Here is a 15,297-nt window from a genome sequence, read left to right on the forward strand (position 1 = left end):
GATCGTGCCGGTTGGCGAACTAATGCTGGAACGCGCCGGCGTCGGGTGCCGCATTCAGCGGGCGCGGATTGCCGTCTATATCGGTTAGCGGCGTGATTGGCTCCCAGCGACCCTTGCCCAGTGCCGGACTGCCGGGCTTCACGCGGAAGTTGGTCATCGAGGGTTCCTGCCAAGTGGTCAGCCAAGGGTCAACGAACAGCGGGTCGGCCACCACGTCGTCGGTGCCCATGATGGGCGGAAAGCCACCACCGAAGTAGACGTTGTTGGCGCGGGTGATGTTCGTGTTTCCCTTGTCCGATCCATCCTTGTTCACCGTGTTCACCGGTTGGCCGTCGCGCGCCCACATCACGTTGTTGATGACGCGCGCATCGTTCGTGCGCTGCAGGAAGATCTGGCCCCATCGCAGTTCCGGGCTGGCGCCGTTCATGAAGGCGGTGTTGTTGATGATGTCCAACTGGTGCGCCTTAAACGCGTGAATGCCGGACCCGCCGTTGTGGGTCGCCACGTTGTTCTGCACGAGCGTGCGGCCGAGGTAGGCGGCGTTCTGGGTCGGCATGACGATCGAGTCGATGATGATGCCGTTGCCGTCCGACACCTTGCCGATGTGCTTCCACATTATGTACGTGCGGTTCCAGCTCACGCGGTTATTGCGCAGCAGCGTCTTGTAGACGTTGCTGGTCGTGTCGAAGTTGAACGTGCCCATCGTGCCCATGCCCGAGGTGGCGTAGATCGTGAACCAGCTGTTGTAGCGGCTGACGTTGTTCTCGTAGGTGACCCAGTCGGCGTCGGTGAGGCCGATGCCACCGCCGGGGCAGTACTCGGCAAGGCAATCGGCGATGCGCACGTGATGGGGACCCTTCCCGCCGCGCAGGCCGTTGCCGCTGATGCCGTTGCCATTGGTGGTGGGCAGCGGCTTGCCGATGTCGTCCTTATAGTTGGCCATCACCCGGTCGGCCTGACCGCGCACGTGCAGGCCGCGCAGCTCGAGGTAGGCGGGCGGCGTGTCCTTGTACTTCTCGTTCCGCACGGTGCCGCCGATGCGGATGGCGCACCACGAGTCGACGTTGATGATCGTGGGCGTGTGGCCGGGGTAGTTCTTCACGACGATCCACGCGTCGGGCTCGCCGGCCGACTCGATGTGCATGATGCCGTCCTGGACGGTGTTTGGCTCCGTGCGGTGGTACTCGCCGTCCATCAGCAGGACGATGTCGCCGGGCTTGGCGAGGTCGACGGCCTTCTGCGGCAGCTTGAAGGGAGTGTTCTCGGTTAGGCCGTCGTTGTCGTCGGAACCGGTGGGCGACACGTAGTAGGCCGGGCTGGCGTAGCAGACGTTGTCGATGCGCAGTGAGTGCGACGCCGACGCCGGGAACGCCGGGCCGGACATGACGTAGGAGATCTGCACGAACGGGTCGGCCGGATTGAACGTGCCCTCGCCAGAGCGCTTCATGGTTGAAAGGTCAATCGCCGAGCGAACGTAAAAGTCGGGTGCCGCCGGGTAGACGACCGTTTCCAATCCGCCGGTGCGGCGTTTGTTGGCATCGAACGATTCGAACCGCACGGTGACGGGTCGGGCGATAGAGGTCGACAGGTCGAACGACAGAGTGAGCTTGCCGAGGTTCGTCTCGGTGTTGGCCGCCGCCAGCAGGCCACTGGTGAACAGTGCGTGCCATTCACCGTTTGCCTCGCCCACCTCGGCCGTGAGCAGGATCCCACCGGAGGGCTTGTCGGTGCCGGCCTGAACGATGGTGCCAATGGGGGCGTGTTCGATCGTCGGTTCCACGGGCAGCGGCGTGGCCGGCATCACGTCTGACGATGCGGACATCCAGGGGTTCGCCCCCTCGAAGTCGTACCGGAAGATGACGCCACCGATCGCTGGCGACCCCAGAGATGCCGCGATCGTGGTTGCGGCGAGAAGAACCTTAGCATGTAAACACTTGAGCATGTTGAACTCCATGAAGATGACGACCGGACGAGACAGACATCCACGGCCGACGGGACGCGCGATTACGGAAACTGGATGGTCAGGCTCGTGCCGTTCGACGTGAGCGTGCGCATCTGCCGGGCCGTCCGCTCACCCCAGGTGACGGTGAACTCGTAGTCGCCCAGGTGGCCGCGCGTCTGCGCCTTGCCCTGCGCGTCGGTCGTGACGTCGGCGCTCGTGCGCCACTGGTTGCGCACGAGGTCGCGCCACACCGCCGCGTTGGGCTTCTCCGACCAATCCTTTCGGTACATTGCGCCGTCGGGCTTCCAGTGCCGGCTTTCCCAGAAGCCCCATTTGGTAAAGCCCGTGACGGCCGGGTGACTGTAGAGCGCGATGAGGAAGTCGCGCGTGTAGTCGGCCTGCAGCGACTCGTCGGTCGTGTTGATCTCGAACTCGGTGATCTGCAGTTCCAACCCCGGCACAGCTAGCAGGTCCAGATCGGTCAGGACGTCTTCAGGATTGCGCACCTGCCGCCCCACGTGGCCCTGAATGCCCATGCCGTCGATCGGCGCGCCGGCGGCGAGCAGGCGCTGGACGATGTCGACGTACTTCGCGATCGTATCGGGGCTCTTGCGGCTGTTGAGCATGCCGTAGTCGTTGATGAACAGCTTCGCGCGGGGGTCGGTCTCGCGAGCCACCTTGAACCACTCGGCGGCCTCGCTCTCGGGGACGTACTTGAAGAAGTCGCGCTCGTGGACCATCTCGTTGATGACGTCCCAACCGACGATGCGCCCGCGCGTGGCGGTCATGATGTCGCGGATGTGTTCCTTGATCAACGGGGACATCTCGGCGCGCGGGGCCGGCATGGCCGCGATGCGCTTGGGTGCGAACCGGTCGCCGGGCCAGACCAGGCAGTGGCCGCGCATGCGCAGCCCCTGCGACTCGATCCAGCCAGTCGCCTTCAGCGACATCGCGCGGACGGCGGCGCTGCCGCTCCACTTGTGCCATTTCATGTCGTTGCCGATCACCAGCGTGTCGAACATCTCCAAGGCGGTCTGGCGATAGCGCTCGGCGTCCGGACTGTCCTCGACGATGGTGCCGGCGCTGACCTCGCTGCCGAAGATGAACGCCGGGCGTACGAGCCGCACCGCGACCGCCGCGTCGGGGACGGGCTTGCCCGTCGCGTCGATCACGCGGATGTCGAGCGGCGCCGTGCGGATCCTCTCGATGCGCGCCAGCGCTTCTTTACGCCACGCGGCGCCCTCCTCGCGGCCCTTATAGGTGAAGCGCGTCTGCGGCAACTCGGCGATCGTCGCGCGGTCGCCGAAGTTCAGCACTGAGAAGGAGGCGATCTCGACGGCCTGGGGGATCGTGCCGAAGCGAAGCTGGATCTCGCACTGGCCCGCGTCGGCGTCGCGCGCCGCGGAGAACGGCACCTCGATCAGCGCCCAGTCGGGTCCGGCCGTCAACGGCAGTACGATGTGCGGCGTGTATTCAGGCGTCCGTTGCAGCACCGCCAGCTCGAACAGCGCCTCGCCCGATTCCTGACGGGCGTACTCGGCCCGGACCTGGAACCGCGCCAGCATCACGTCGCCACGCTTGATCGGCATGCGGTTCGCCCACCGCACGCTCACGTGGTCGGTCCACTTGGGCCGGTTGAACGACTCCACCCGCAGCACGGGCGCTGAACCCTGAGACGTGGACCAGGCGGCCGTCGGTGACGGGGTCGACTCGGCCCTATCCTGAAACGTCATCTCCTTCGGCAGGTCGTCGGGCAACAGGTTCATCGGTGCTTTCGACGTCAGCGCCTCGTCCAACGACGCAACGGGTGGCGGTGGCGCAGCGACGGTAAGGTTTGCGGCCACGGCGAAGACGCCGATGGCGGCAAGCAGACAGGCGAACGATAGCTGCATGATTAAACTCCTTCGGAAAACGGGAAACGGCTTCTACCTCGCAGCGCGACGGGCTCAACTGAACATTCGAACCCTCAGCGTCACGATTTCGAATGGCCTGATGTGGAAACGCATGGCGCCCTCGACGATGGGGATCACATCGCCAGGCCACTCGCGCAGATCCGTTCGCTGCGCCGACGTGGCCGCCGGAATTCGCAGGACGACGTCGGTCGCTCGGCCGACCGATTCGTACACCCGAACGATGGCCGCGCGAGCGACACCGTCCTCAGGCCGCTTTACGGTCGACAGGACGACGGTCGACGGCTCCAACGACAGTTGCGACGGCACGTCAGATTGGCAAGCGTTGGCATCGCTGTCCACGACATGCGCCGGTGCGTTTAGCTCTTGTGCCACCCGCAGAACCGCCGACGTTTCCCAGTCTCCTTCGAACGGCACCACTTCGAATTGGAACCGGTGTCGGCCGTGCCCTGATGACGTATCGTCGGGCATCATGCCGGCGTAGACCGCTTTTGGCGCCCGCACGAGCGACGTGATGATCGCGCCGCCGAGAACCTCGACTCCAGGTGCCCCGTTATTGGCAAGAGCGACACCGTGCGAACCGTCCTGCAACAGGACAAAACGCTGCGCCGGCCATTCGCCGCGCGCCGTGTCACGGACGCCGTAAGGTCTGCGCGACACCGTGCCGAACGGCACCTCGTAGATTGCAGCGGCCGAATCGATCGTCGTGGGTAGTCGAAGCCGCACACGCGTGCCTTCGCCTTTCCAATCGAAGCGCACATCGACGCGCAGGCTGGGGCTGCCAAAGGGCAGCGACAGTTCGATGGACCACTGCAGTAGTGCGTCCGGCCCCGCCCAGGCGAGCTTTGGAAACGCTCCTTGCAGCACTGCACATCGACCCAATGCCGTGTCGGCCACGCGTTGCAGTGTAAGCGTACCCGCGATAGCTGGCACCTCGCATCCGTTGGGGGATTCGATTTGAAAGTTGCCATCGTCCCGCTGAGCCACCAGCAGACCGCCGGCCGCCTCGACCAGCACGCGGCCCGTGGGCTTCCAGACGATCTGCTCGATGCCGCCACCGGCAGTCAGGTGTACCGAGAGGTACTCGTTCTCAAGCACGGTTGACTCGACAGCTGTTGCGGCCGGCGCTGCGGTGGGGGGCGCTGCGCGTCGTATCCGTAAGGCTGCGGCGCCACAGGCTGGCGTGGCAGGTGCCACCACGAGTGCGTCGCCTCGCATTTCGAATGCGACCGCTTCCCCACGCGAATCGGTGAAGTCGATGATATGCTGCGGCTCCTTGATGCCAGTCAACTCGACCGGCGAGCGGCGCTGCCATGGCAACCCGTTGAACAGCAGGAGCATTTCGGTTCCTGCATCGGAGATGACCGGCTTCACATCGTCGGCCGCGTTCTTTGCGAGCAGCGATTGCGACGCCATCAATAAACCCTGCATGGCCGCATCGTCGATCCGGTCCAGCGTCGCCAGCACGTCGTGATATACGTGCGTGGGATGCGAGCCGGTAAAAACGTCGTGAAACTGCACGAACGACATGTCCCACCACGCGTCGGCCAAGTTCGGCAACTCGATCGGCCCTGCAAAACACGCCCACTTCTCCGCATCGATCAGCAGCGCTTCAGCTCGCCGGTTGCGCAGACGGAGCGTGGGACGAAGCGAGAAGCAGCCGGTGAACTCAGGGTTGAGGTCGGCGTGCTCAATCGGTAATCGGGGAGACAATCGGTCCAGTTGTTCGAAGAAGTCGGCATAGGTGCCGATGGTCCACATCTCGTTGTCGCGCGATACGTTCCGCGCTCCCGCATCACGGTATGGTCGCAGACTGATGAGCAGTTCGTTCTCGGTCAGCGGTTGCACGAGGAACGGGCCGTCGCCTGGAAGCGCGTCGGCCTCGGCGAAGAGCGCGTCCAGGTCACGCCAATCGCGGCAGCAGGCAATAGCGCCGTACCGCGGCTGCAGTTGCAGGCTGTGGACGTCGCGGCCGATCACGGTGATCTGCGAACCGTCCAAACCACGGGCTGTGAACGCGTCGTGGCGTTTGTCGCCACCGAATCGGCTGCCGACCAGATGGCGAAGGCCGAACTGGCGCAGGATCTGCGGCACTTGCGCGTTGATGCCGAAGGTATCCATCAGCCAGCCGGTGCGCGGTTCGACGTCCCAGTTCTCGCGCACCCAGCGGATGCCTAGCAGTTGGTTGCGCACGTACGACTCGCCGTTGGGCACGTTCGTGTCGAGCGTGGACGCCATACAGCCGGCCATCTCCAACCGGCCAGCGCGCACGTGTTCGCCGAGCCGGCGCACCAGGTCGGGCCGCGACCGTGCCAGCACGCGATATGGGGCCACCTGCTCAAGCGTGTACTTGAAGGTGGGGTCTGAATCCAACGCGTCCAGCAGTCGCACCGCGACCACCTCAAGCATTTCGGTCATCTCGGCAGCGCCCCACTTCCACGCCAGATCGACGTGGGTGACGCCCGCCAAGATGAACGATCGTTTGGTCATGGGTGCTTCATCCTCGTTCGCTATCGTACGTCACGCGTCGCCTACCCGCTCTGTGCGGCGACCCCTCACCGTTGGTACTTAAGCGACATCGTGCGTCCGAGCCCTTCGATCCACCGCTGCTCGCGCAGAGTTAACGGGCCCCGTGAGAGCGAGTCGAAGTTCGCGCGCACGTAGTCCGGCTCACGCATCGCCACGATCAGGTGATCCACTTCCGGCGAGAATGCCGCGAAGCGAAGCAACGCATCGGCCACGCGCATCCGTGCCTCGGCTACCGGACGTTGTTCCAGCACCGCCAACCGTTTTGCCAGCCGATCGACCTCCCACCCGCGGGTGAAGGGCGATGCGCCGACGGTGACGAGGCCGCGCGCCCGGGCCAACTTGAATTGCGGCCGCGTCTTGACGACGCTGGCGAAGTTCCAGGGAGCCACGATGAAATCCAAGGCCGATACGTCTTCAGCGGACCACCCGTCCAGATCGCCCGGCCATAGCCCTAGGGCCGCGACGCGCCCGTCACGCTTCCATCCGCAGACCGCCTCGAACTGCCGTCGGTCGGCCGCCGGCTCACCCAGTGCGTGGATGACCACGATCGGCCGGCCCGTCCATGGGCGTAGGTCGGCCGTCGCTTCAGACAACCGCGCTTCCGTCCACGCGCACGGCTCGGGCAGCGGGTCGGTCATGGGGCCAAAGAAGTTCCAGATGATCGGGCAGGCGGCGTCGCGCACTTCCGCGGGCTCGCTGCTCAGCGAACGACCCAGTTCGGTGCGTTCCGGCGCATAAGTTGTGTCGAACAGGCGCATCCCGCGCTGAAGACATCCGCTCACAATCGCACGCTTCTGCTCACACGACGGCTCAGGATCGCGGCCGAGCGGTTCGATGAACGAGTGCCCGCCCAGAATAAGCGGCGACGCGCACAGCCGCGGGCGTGCTTCGGCAGCAGCCAGCATGTCGACAGCCGGCAACGGCGCTGCGACCGTCGCGCCGCGCCTGCGCCGCGGAGGGGGCGTTATCTTCGTCTGCTCGTTCATGGTTGACCTCTCATTGATCCATGGCGTTAACAAACCACCGCGTCGGATCGGTGCAATTTGCAAGCTGCGCGAGTCTCAGTCGATCCTGTTCAAAGTTAGTTCACCGTTGTGATCTTCGACGCGCGCGTAAAACGACCTGCCTCGCGCCCATCGCGTGCCGCGATCGCGAGCGAGAGCATCTGCACGGGCAAGATCTCGACCAACGGTCGCAATGCGGACGCGACGGCTGGAATGCGGAACGGTGACGTCTGTCCGTTGTCGTTGTCGGCGGCAGCGCTATGGATGAGTGCCGCGTGCCCACCGCCGCGAATGATGTCGTCGTACAGCGCTGCGTTCAGCGGTGCCGTGATCGGATCGCCAGCGAAGATGAGAACGAGAGTCTGATTGCCCGCCATTTCCAGTGGACCATGGCGAAACGCGGCGCAGCTCATGCCCTCGGCGGGTCGGCCGGTCGATTCCTTCAGGATCAGCCCACCCGTGCCTGCGGTGGCCAGCGACACGCCACGGCCGGTGACGAAGACCGCGTCTACGCCGTCCACCAGCTGACGCCACTGCGCCACGTGGTCGCGCCAGTTGGCCAGGTGTCCGGCCACTGCGATGCGAGCGGTTTCCAGGTCGGCCAATGTGCCTGTCAGATCATCATGCTCCATGGCCCGAGCCAGCCAATGAAGAACGGCCAACGTTGCGATGTAGGTCTTGCACGACACCGTCGCCTCGGGCCCAGCGTTCAGCGGCAACAACGTGTCGGCGGCGCGGCCAAGCGTGGAGCTTGGATCATTCGAGATGCCAATCACGTGGCCGAATCGGCGGGCACGGCTTGTCAGTTGTACAATCTCTGCACTCTCGCCCGACTGGGAGACGGCCACCAGCAGCGCGTCGTCGCCTCCACTGCCGGTGCCGATAAAGCCGTGTAGCAGCTCGCTCGTCTCTACCCACACCGAATGCAGGCCCATGTCTGAGAGCGCCAGGTGCAGCGGGTACAGCGCATAAAACGAACTGCCCATGCCGGTGAGCACGACCCGGCTAAACCGGCCCCTGTGTACGTCGCGCATCACTGCCGCCGCGCTCGTTGCGCTCGCCACGCCGGCCACCGCGGCGCGCAGGCTATCGGGCTGCAGCAGGAGGTCCCGCAGGTAGGGTCCCTCGATGAGCGGAATGGCGCGTTCGGTACACATGACGAACTCGATCCTCCTGTCTACGTGGGCCACGACTACGAAACACCTGTCGCCCGGCGTCGCCGTGACCGCGTCATGGCCATGGCACCCAGCGTCAGCACGACGGTCGCGGCGGTAGCCGGTTCCGGCACCGCCGTCACGGTGAGCGTGAAGCTGCCGGGCACCGCGAAGAGTTCGGTCGGGTCGCTCGCCGACGCATCGTTTGCAAACTCAAGCCCAACGGGAGTGAACACGTAAGTGTCGCTTGTCATGGCCGAGGTATCGAAGGTGTACCACGCGATCTCGCCGTTGAACGCTGCGTAGTCACCGACGCTGGACTTGACCCACTGCGTGCTACCAGCGATGCCGGCCTGCACCAACGCGCCGGGCGTGGGCGCTAGCCCGAGAAAAAGGTCGGCGGCTGTGAAGGGCGTGCCGGGCGCGATGATCGGGCTCGTGGAGGCATAGGTAGCCGCGGCCGCGGGTGCGGTTTCGATGTGGTACAGGAGCGACCCGATTGGTAAGCCGTCCGTGTTCACCGACAGACCGAGCGTGATCGACGCCGTGCCCTGCGTGATCGTCGCGCTCGTCGCCCCCGAGCCAGCGACGGTCATCGTCAGCGCGGGCGCTGCGTTCACTGCCGCCGGTGCGCCCGCCACGGCGATCAGCGCACAGCAGAACAGCAGAGAACGGTAGTTGTGGTGACGAAGGGTGTCGTTCATGTCGCTCGTTCCCATGATGATGTTCTCGCACAGGCAGCCAACAGTGGCGGCATTCGGTGATCAGAGCAGCTGGTCCAGCAATCGCGATTTGACCAGCAGTTGATCGGCCCCGGTGATCGATCCGCTGAGGTTCAGGTCCATCAGGAAGTTCGCCTTCGTCACCGGTTGCAGCAGGCCGTTTTTCACCAGCAGTTGGTCGGATCCGGTGACGCTGCGGTTGCCGTTCACGTCGCCCAAAAGGTTGCCGACCGACAGCGTCGCCGCGCCACTGAACAGGTTGCCCCATAGGCCGGTCAGGCCCGAGAAGGTGATGGCCGAATAGCGCTGGTTGACCACGCTGCTCAGGTTCAGCGTGAGCGTGTTGCCACTGACGCTGGCCGAGGCGAACGTGGCGTTGGTGATTGAGAACTCGTTGCCGCTCAGCGTGCCGTCAACAGCTTTCACCGGCTCGCTGAAGGTGAAGACGAGCTGGCTGGCGCCGTTAAGGCGCGGCTCTACGGTCCTGTTGGCGCCACCCATCGCCAGCGTCAGGTCGAAGGTGCCAGCCGACCCATGCACCTTACGGCTGACAACCGACGAGAGCGTCACCGGGCGATACTCGAACGCGCCGGCGTCGGGGGCGTTCACGCGCGTGTTCTTCAGGAAGTCGGTCGTCGGCGCTTCGGTCGCGGTGCCGAAGTCGATCGCCGGGCTGGTCGGCTGCAGGCGGAAGTCGTTGGCGGCGGCGTTGACGTACCGCGGATCCGCATTGCGGCCGGGCGTGCCGGTGATCGGGTTCCAGTAGCTCAGCGCCGTGCCGAACGACACGTTCCCACTGGCGGCGATCTGCCCGGCCGGCACGGTGCCCGAGCGCGTGCGCGCGATCTGCCACGATTCGTTGTGGCTGGCGACGTTGTTGATGATGCGTATGTCCGTGTAGTTCGTCGTGGCGATGTCGATGCCGCCGCCCCAGGTCGATTGGCTGTTGCCGAACCCGTTGCGCGTCACCGTGTTGTGGGCGATCAGGATGTTGGCCCGCGGGCCGTCGTCTGCCCAGTCGGCCACGGTGATGCCGTTCGTCCTGTTGTCGTGGATGAGGTTGTTGGTGATCGTCAGCCCGTGGGCGAGCCCGCCCAACTCGCTGCAGATGGCGATCCCGTCGCTGCAGCTGCGCACGACGTTGCGCGTCACGATGATGTTGGACATCGGGTTCTCGTCGACGGTCCCCGTGCCCTGCTTGCTGCCGGCGTCGAGGTAGATGCCGATGCGCGACAGGTTGCGGACCGTGTTGTTGCGGATCAGGCCGTTCTTGCTGCTGCCCTTGGCGTCGATGCCCTCGCCACCGTTGGCCGGCCCGTTATGACCGACGCTGTTCCACACCTCGTTCTCGGCGACCTCGAAGCCGTCGGTCTCACCGATCGTGATGCACTCGTGAACGCTCTGACCCGCCACGGTCGAGATGCAGGCGTCCTGCACCTTGTTTTTCAGCAGCAGCACCTGGGCGCTGCGGGCAACGAAGATGCCCGAGGCATTGGTGCGGAGGGTATGGGCGTTGGTGATGGTGACGTTGGTCGCGCGGTTTGCGTTCGACGCGCCCTCGACCTTGTAGCCGTACCAGCCGCTGTCGCGAACGTCGATGCCGTCGAACTTGATGTGGTTTGCGCGGATGTCGATCAGGGCGTTCCACTGCGCGACGGTGTTGTTGGTGACCGTTACGTCACCCCCCACGGCTTGGAACACGATCGGCGCCGCCGCGGTGCCGGATCGGGTGACCGACACCTTTTCGTAGTACGTGCCAGCCAGCACGTTCACCACGTCGCCCGCCGCCACGACCGTCGCAGCGGCGCCGATGGTGCGAAAGGGTGCGATCGCGGTGCCGGTACCACCGGCCGGGGCCGTGGCGTCGACGAAATAGCTCGTGAGCAGACAGCGGTTCTCAAGCGTTTCGAACAGCGGGCGTGAGGGGCGTGGGGACTTGTTCATCGGTGCGGTCTCCAAGGTGTTGCGCCGGCCCCACGCGCTTTCGTCTGTGCACCGCCCCCCGTCGCGACGTCGAGCGGATACCGGCAGGGGGCGCCGTGGCCACTCGCGGGGGTCGCGATCGGGGTGCGCGGGTGCTCGGTCACGATCAGATCCGCCGACGACGCAGGGCGGCCAGTCCGCCCAGCGCCAGCACGCCCAAGGCAGCCGGTTCGGGGACGGCGGCGGGGGTGAAGGTGACGGCGACGTCATCGATGAAGTTGCTTCGCGGGGTCGTGGCATTGCCAAACTGGCTGCCGAAGAACAGTCCGAGTTCATTGAATGTCGTGAACGGCGAAGTCGAATCGGACGTGGCCAGCACTGCACCATTCACGCTGCTGGAAATGCTGACCGAGCCCAAGGCAGTGCGAGTCAGCGTGAAAACGACCGGATAATTCACGTCGGCCGCAAAATTGCTCGCGGATGATGTCCCGGCTCCACCGGGGATGTCGCTCACGCCCGCGAAGAGGTTTCCTGCCGCCACCGGACGCTTCTGCGCCTTGACGGACACCGATCCCGGCGACCCTGCAGTCGGCGAGTAATTGGCTACGTAGCCGGTGTCGTCCGAATAGCCGTTTGAAGTTGCACCGCCCGTAGCGCCACCGAACGCGTTGCTGTTGTTCGTGGTCTCGATTGTGCCCCGGTCGAACAAGCCGATCCGGAACGCGCTCGCACCTGTCGTTGGCGCGGCCCCCGAGGTTCGGATGGTGGCCGTCAGCGAAAGGCTGTCTCCCACCGCCAGGCTCGTGTTGGCGAATCGAGCCGTGACGCTGAAAGCGTTTGCCTCGTTCAAAACGAACAGCGAATTGCCATTGATGCCTGGCCCGACGTTGCTGGCCGACGTACCGGTCGCCATGTTCGCGTTGCCATTGGTTGAGATGACGTAGTCGTTGGTCAGCGGTGTCACGCCGTCGATGTCGATCCCATTGACGCTGAACGTTGGTCCCGCGCCGACGTTGCGAACTGCATTGGTGAAGTCGTGGTTGATCAGAACGGTCGCCGCGTTCGACCAGGACGTCATCAGGCTGGCGACGGTGACTGCGGCGATCGTGTAGATTCTGCTGCGTTGCATCTATTTCTTCCTCTCCGAGTTCGATTCGCTTCGCTCGCAAACGCTCGACGGCACATTGCCGGCGGGGCGGGCGATCTGTGGACGATGAGCGTGGGCGTGCCAATCCGCGGGCGGACCACCGGTCCGATCATTGGGTCAGCAAGCTGAAAATGGGTTCACTTCCGTTCCTCAGGATCGCCGAGCCGCATATGGCTCGGCGATCCTGAGGAACAACGGGGCGAGGGGGCGAGGGGCGGGCCCGCTTACGGGACCGGCTTCGTGATCAGCGTGACCTGCCACCGTCCGGCAGCGTCGGTATTAAGCGTGGGGCGGTCGTACAGGTTGTCCCCGGTCCGGGGCAGTTCGTTTCCGTAGAGAGGAGCAGCGTGGCCGTCAAGGAATACCACGTTGCAAGCACGGTCCTTTTCCGAACCGTTGGTCTTGCCATGGCGGAGGGTGAACTTATTTGGGTTCAGACTATGCGTCCAGAATCCATCGAACACGAGGGGGATACGGACCGATTGCTTCACCTTAAACATGTTGTCGCTCACCGCCTTCAAAGCGTTGGTTCGGTGGTAGAGGACGAACGGAAACCATTCGGTGTAGGGGCGCGGCGCCCACCATGCAGTACCACCCCAGTCCATGCCGTTGACCGCGTAATTGACCGCGATCTTCTGGCCAGGTTCCGAGCCGACAGGCGGCGTGATGCCGTCGAACAGGGCGAAACCAAGGTCTTGCGTGCGTGACGTGGGAGTGAAGCTGAACGGAACCGACGAGCCGTCGATGGAGCCAGTTGGGCAGATGAAGGCGCTGTTCGGCGTGCCGTCGAGTGGGGCCGTAATCAACTTCTGGCTGACAAGGATCGCCGGCCAAGTGGTGTTATACGCCGAGCCACCGCCACCCTGGTACTGGGATGGCATGAGCTTGCCCTTGTTGCTCGTCATGTACATCTGCAGCCCAATCCCAATCTGCCGGAGATTCGACAGACACTTGACGGATTGCGCTGAACGTCGCGCTGCGTTCAGGGACGGCAGCAAAATGCTAATTAGTAGCGCGATGATGCCGATGACGACCAGCAGTTCGACCAAGGTGAACGCGGATCGGCGGGATGACCCGGTGGGGCGGGCACGGTTGGAGATGAAGGTGACCATCGATACTCCCTTTGGGGCGACCGTTTGAAGTGTGATCGCAGCTAACGTCGCCGCGTTCATGGTGGAAACATACAGCGAGAAAAACCGTCAGCCACTCCATTTCGGGTCTATCGTGCTTCGATTTGCGTTCGTCGTCGGCAGTGATATGGTACGGATATGGACGATGCCTCAATGGTCCTCAATGCCAAGGCACAAATGGGTGCCACTCCCACTACTACGCGGCCGCGGCCACCGCGGATCGGGGTAATTGTTGATCCCGTTTACGCCCACGGGCGCGGCATCCTGCGCGGCATCGTGGCGTACGGACTGGGGTGCGGGTGGCAGTTTCAAAAGCCCACGGGCTGGTTCTTCGAGGCGCTGCCCGACATGCTCGGTTGGCAGGTGGACGGGCTGATTGCCTCCATTCACGATGAAGGCATGGCCGCGTTCGTGCAGCAGATGGGCGTGCCGACCGTCAACATCTCCAGTTCCTACGCCTACGGTGACTGGCCGTCGGCCGTCTGCGACAACCAGACGATCGGGCGGTTGGCGGCAATGCACTACGTCGACCGCGGCATCCGCAGCCTGGCGTACGTGGGACTGCGCACCTCGCGCTGGTCGCTGGAGCGGCTCGAGGGGTTCTCGACCGTGGCCGCCGAGCATGGAATCGAAGTTCTGAACTGTCCGCACGACGTCTACAACTTGGCCGAGCGAGGGGAAACCCTGGAGACCAATCCAATCCAGCGCTGGCTCGCGGGGCTGCCGAAGTCCACGGGCTTGCTGGCGGGCAACGACTCGATCGGTGAGATCGTGATGCACGACGCCCGCGCCGCCGGTCGGCACGTACCGGAAGACCTGGCGGTGCTGGGGGTCGACAACGACGACATGACCGTGCTGATGACCACGCCCGCGCTCTCCAGCGTCGATTCCAACGCGACGTCCGTCGGCCGCGAGGCGGCGCGATTGCTGGAGCGCATCATGGCCGGTGAGCCCGCGCCGACCGAGCCGGTGCGCGTGCCACCGCTGGGCGTGGTGGCGCGGGCGTCGTCGGATGTGCTGGCATTGCCGGATGTCGACGTGTCGTCCGCCGTCCGGTTCATACGTGAACACGCGGCGTCGGACATCACGGTCGACGACGTGCTGGCCGAGGTGCCACTGTCGCGCCGGCCGTTGGAAAAGCGATTCCGCAAGGTGCTGGGTCGATCGATTTTGACCGAGATCCATCGCGTGCGCGTCGAGCGCGCGGCGCAATTGCTGGTGTCCACCGACCTACCCATGCCGGCCGTCGCCAAGGCCAGCGGCTTCGCGACCTATACCCGCCTCGGCATCGTCTTCCGCAAGATTAACGGCTGTTCACCCACCGAGTACCGCCAGCGCTTCCGCCCCAGCCGTCTTCAAGATTTGCCCGCAGGCTTGTAGCGAGGACCTTGATTACCGCGGTCACGCAGCGATCATGCGCGGAGCCGTGCGTGCGATCGCGGCACGCACCTGCATGAGGATCACGTCGTACCGCGCGAAGTCGATGGCATGCCCGGCCTTGAATACCTGGAAGCGGGCCTGGACGTTCAGGCCGGACGCGATCTCGTGCTGCGCCAATAACCAGAACAGCGCGTCGATTTCGTGCCCGTAGTACGCCCGCGCCTTGTCGCTGGGGGCCGCTTCACGCTTCCGATGGAGGTAGGCCAGACGGCTAGCGAGGGATCTGAAGTGGTCAGCGGCGGTGCCGACGGAGCGTCCCTGCTCAAGGGCGGCCAGCTTCCAAATCGTGTCAAGGTTCGCTTTCGAGTCCATGGCCGTCCTCCTCGTCGTCGCGCGGCGTCAGTTGCTCAGATTGACCACCACTCAACGTCTGGTTCCGAGGCCCCCGGGGCGCTC

At 64.6% G+C, this 15,297-nt stretch carries 11 protein-coding genes; 1 reads left to right on the forward strand and 10 read right to left on the reverse strand.

The window, feature by feature from the left end; translation table 11 throughout:
* Positions 1-19: 19 nt before the first annotated feature.
* From VGN72_13200 to VGN72_13240, 9 genes are all read right to left on the reverse strand, one after another.
* Entirely contained in the window at positions 20-1,942 is a 1,923-nt protein-coding gene (locus tag VGN72_13200) for a right-handed parallel beta-helix repeat-containing protein (protein ID HEV7300317.1), read from the reverse strand.
* A gap of 62 nt (positions 1,943-2,004) precedes the next feature.
* The gene (locus VGN72_13205) at positions 2,005-3,834 is read right to left on the reverse strand and encodes an endo-1,4-beta-xylanase (GenBank protein ID HEV7300318.1); all 1,830 of its coding nucleotides are present in this window, start codon (positions 3,832-3,834) and stop codon (positions 2,005-2,007) included.
* A 54-nt stretch (positions 3,835-3,888) separates the two neighbouring features.
* Entirely contained in the window at positions 3,889-6,342 is a 2,454-nt protein-coding gene (locus VGN72_13210) for a glycoside hydrolase family 38 C-terminal domain-containing protein (protein ID HEV7300319.1), read from the reverse strand.
* 65 nt (positions 6,343-6,407) lie between these two features.
* Positions 6,408-7,367, reverse strand: a complete 960-nt coding sequence (locus VGN72_13215; protein HEV7300320.1) for a hypothetical protein — start codon at positions 7,365-7,367, stop codon at positions 6,408-6,410.
* A 95-nt stretch (positions 7,368-7,462) separates the two neighbouring features.
* Entirely contained in the window at positions 7,463-8,542 is a 1,080-nt protein-coding gene (locus VGN72_13220; GenBank protein ID HEV7300321.1) for an SIS domain-containing protein, read from the reverse strand.
* A gap of 35 nt (positions 8,543-8,577) precedes the next feature.
* The gene (locus tag VGN72_13225) at positions 8,578-9,243 is read right to left on the reverse strand and encodes a PEP-CTERM sorting domain-containing protein (protein ID HEV7300322.1); all 666 of its coding nucleotides are present in this window, start codon (positions 9,241-9,243) and stop codon (positions 8,578-8,580) included.
* A 60-nt stretch (positions 9,244-9,303) separates the two neighbouring features.
* Complete coding sequence (locus VGN72_13230) at positions 9,304-11,205, reverse strand: right-handed parallel beta-helix repeat-containing protein (protein HEV7300323.1); 1,902 nt, start codon at positions 11,203-11,205, stop codon at positions 9,304-9,306.
* Between the two features lie 145 nt (positions 11,206-11,350).
* Positions 11,351-12,313 carry a PEP-CTERM sorting domain-containing protein gene (locus VGN72_13235; protein HEV7300324.1) on the reverse strand — a complete coding sequence of 321 codons (963 nt, stop codon included), beginning with the start codon at positions 12,311-12,313 and terminating at the stop codon, positions 11,351-11,353.
* Positions 12,314-12,555: 242 nt separating this feature from the next.
* Complete coding sequence (locus VGN72_13240) at positions 12,556-13,443, reverse strand: prepilin-type N-terminal cleavage/methylation domain-containing protein (protein HEV7300325.1); 888 nt, start codon at positions 13,441-13,443, stop codon at positions 12,556-12,558.
* Positions 13,444-13,599: 156 nt separating this feature from the next.
* Here VGN72_13240 and VGN72_13245 point away from each other — a divergent pair, with 156 nt between their 5' ends.
* Positions 13,600-14,841 carry a DNA-binding transcriptional regulator gene (locus VGN72_13245; GenBank protein HEV7300326.1) on the forward strand — a complete coding sequence of 414 codons (1,242 nt, stop codon included), beginning with the start codon at positions 13,600-13,602 and terminating at the stop codon, positions 14,839-14,841.
* Positions 14,842-14,862: 21 nt separating this feature from the next.
* Here VGN72_13245 and VGN72_13250 read toward each other — a convergent pair whose 3' ends face one another.
* Positions 14,863-15,213 (reverse strand): hypothetical protein, encoded by a 351-nt coding sequence (locus tag VGN72_13250; GenBank protein HEV7300327.1) that lies wholly within the window; start codon positions 15,211-15,213, stop codon positions 14,863-14,865.
* Positions 15,214-15,297 lie beyond the last annotated feature (84 nt).

The organism is Tepidisphaeraceae bacterium (assembly GCA_035998445.1).
Taxonomy (GTDB): Bacteria; Planctomycetota; Phycisphaerae; order Tepidisphaerales; family Tepidisphaeraceae; genus DASYHQ01.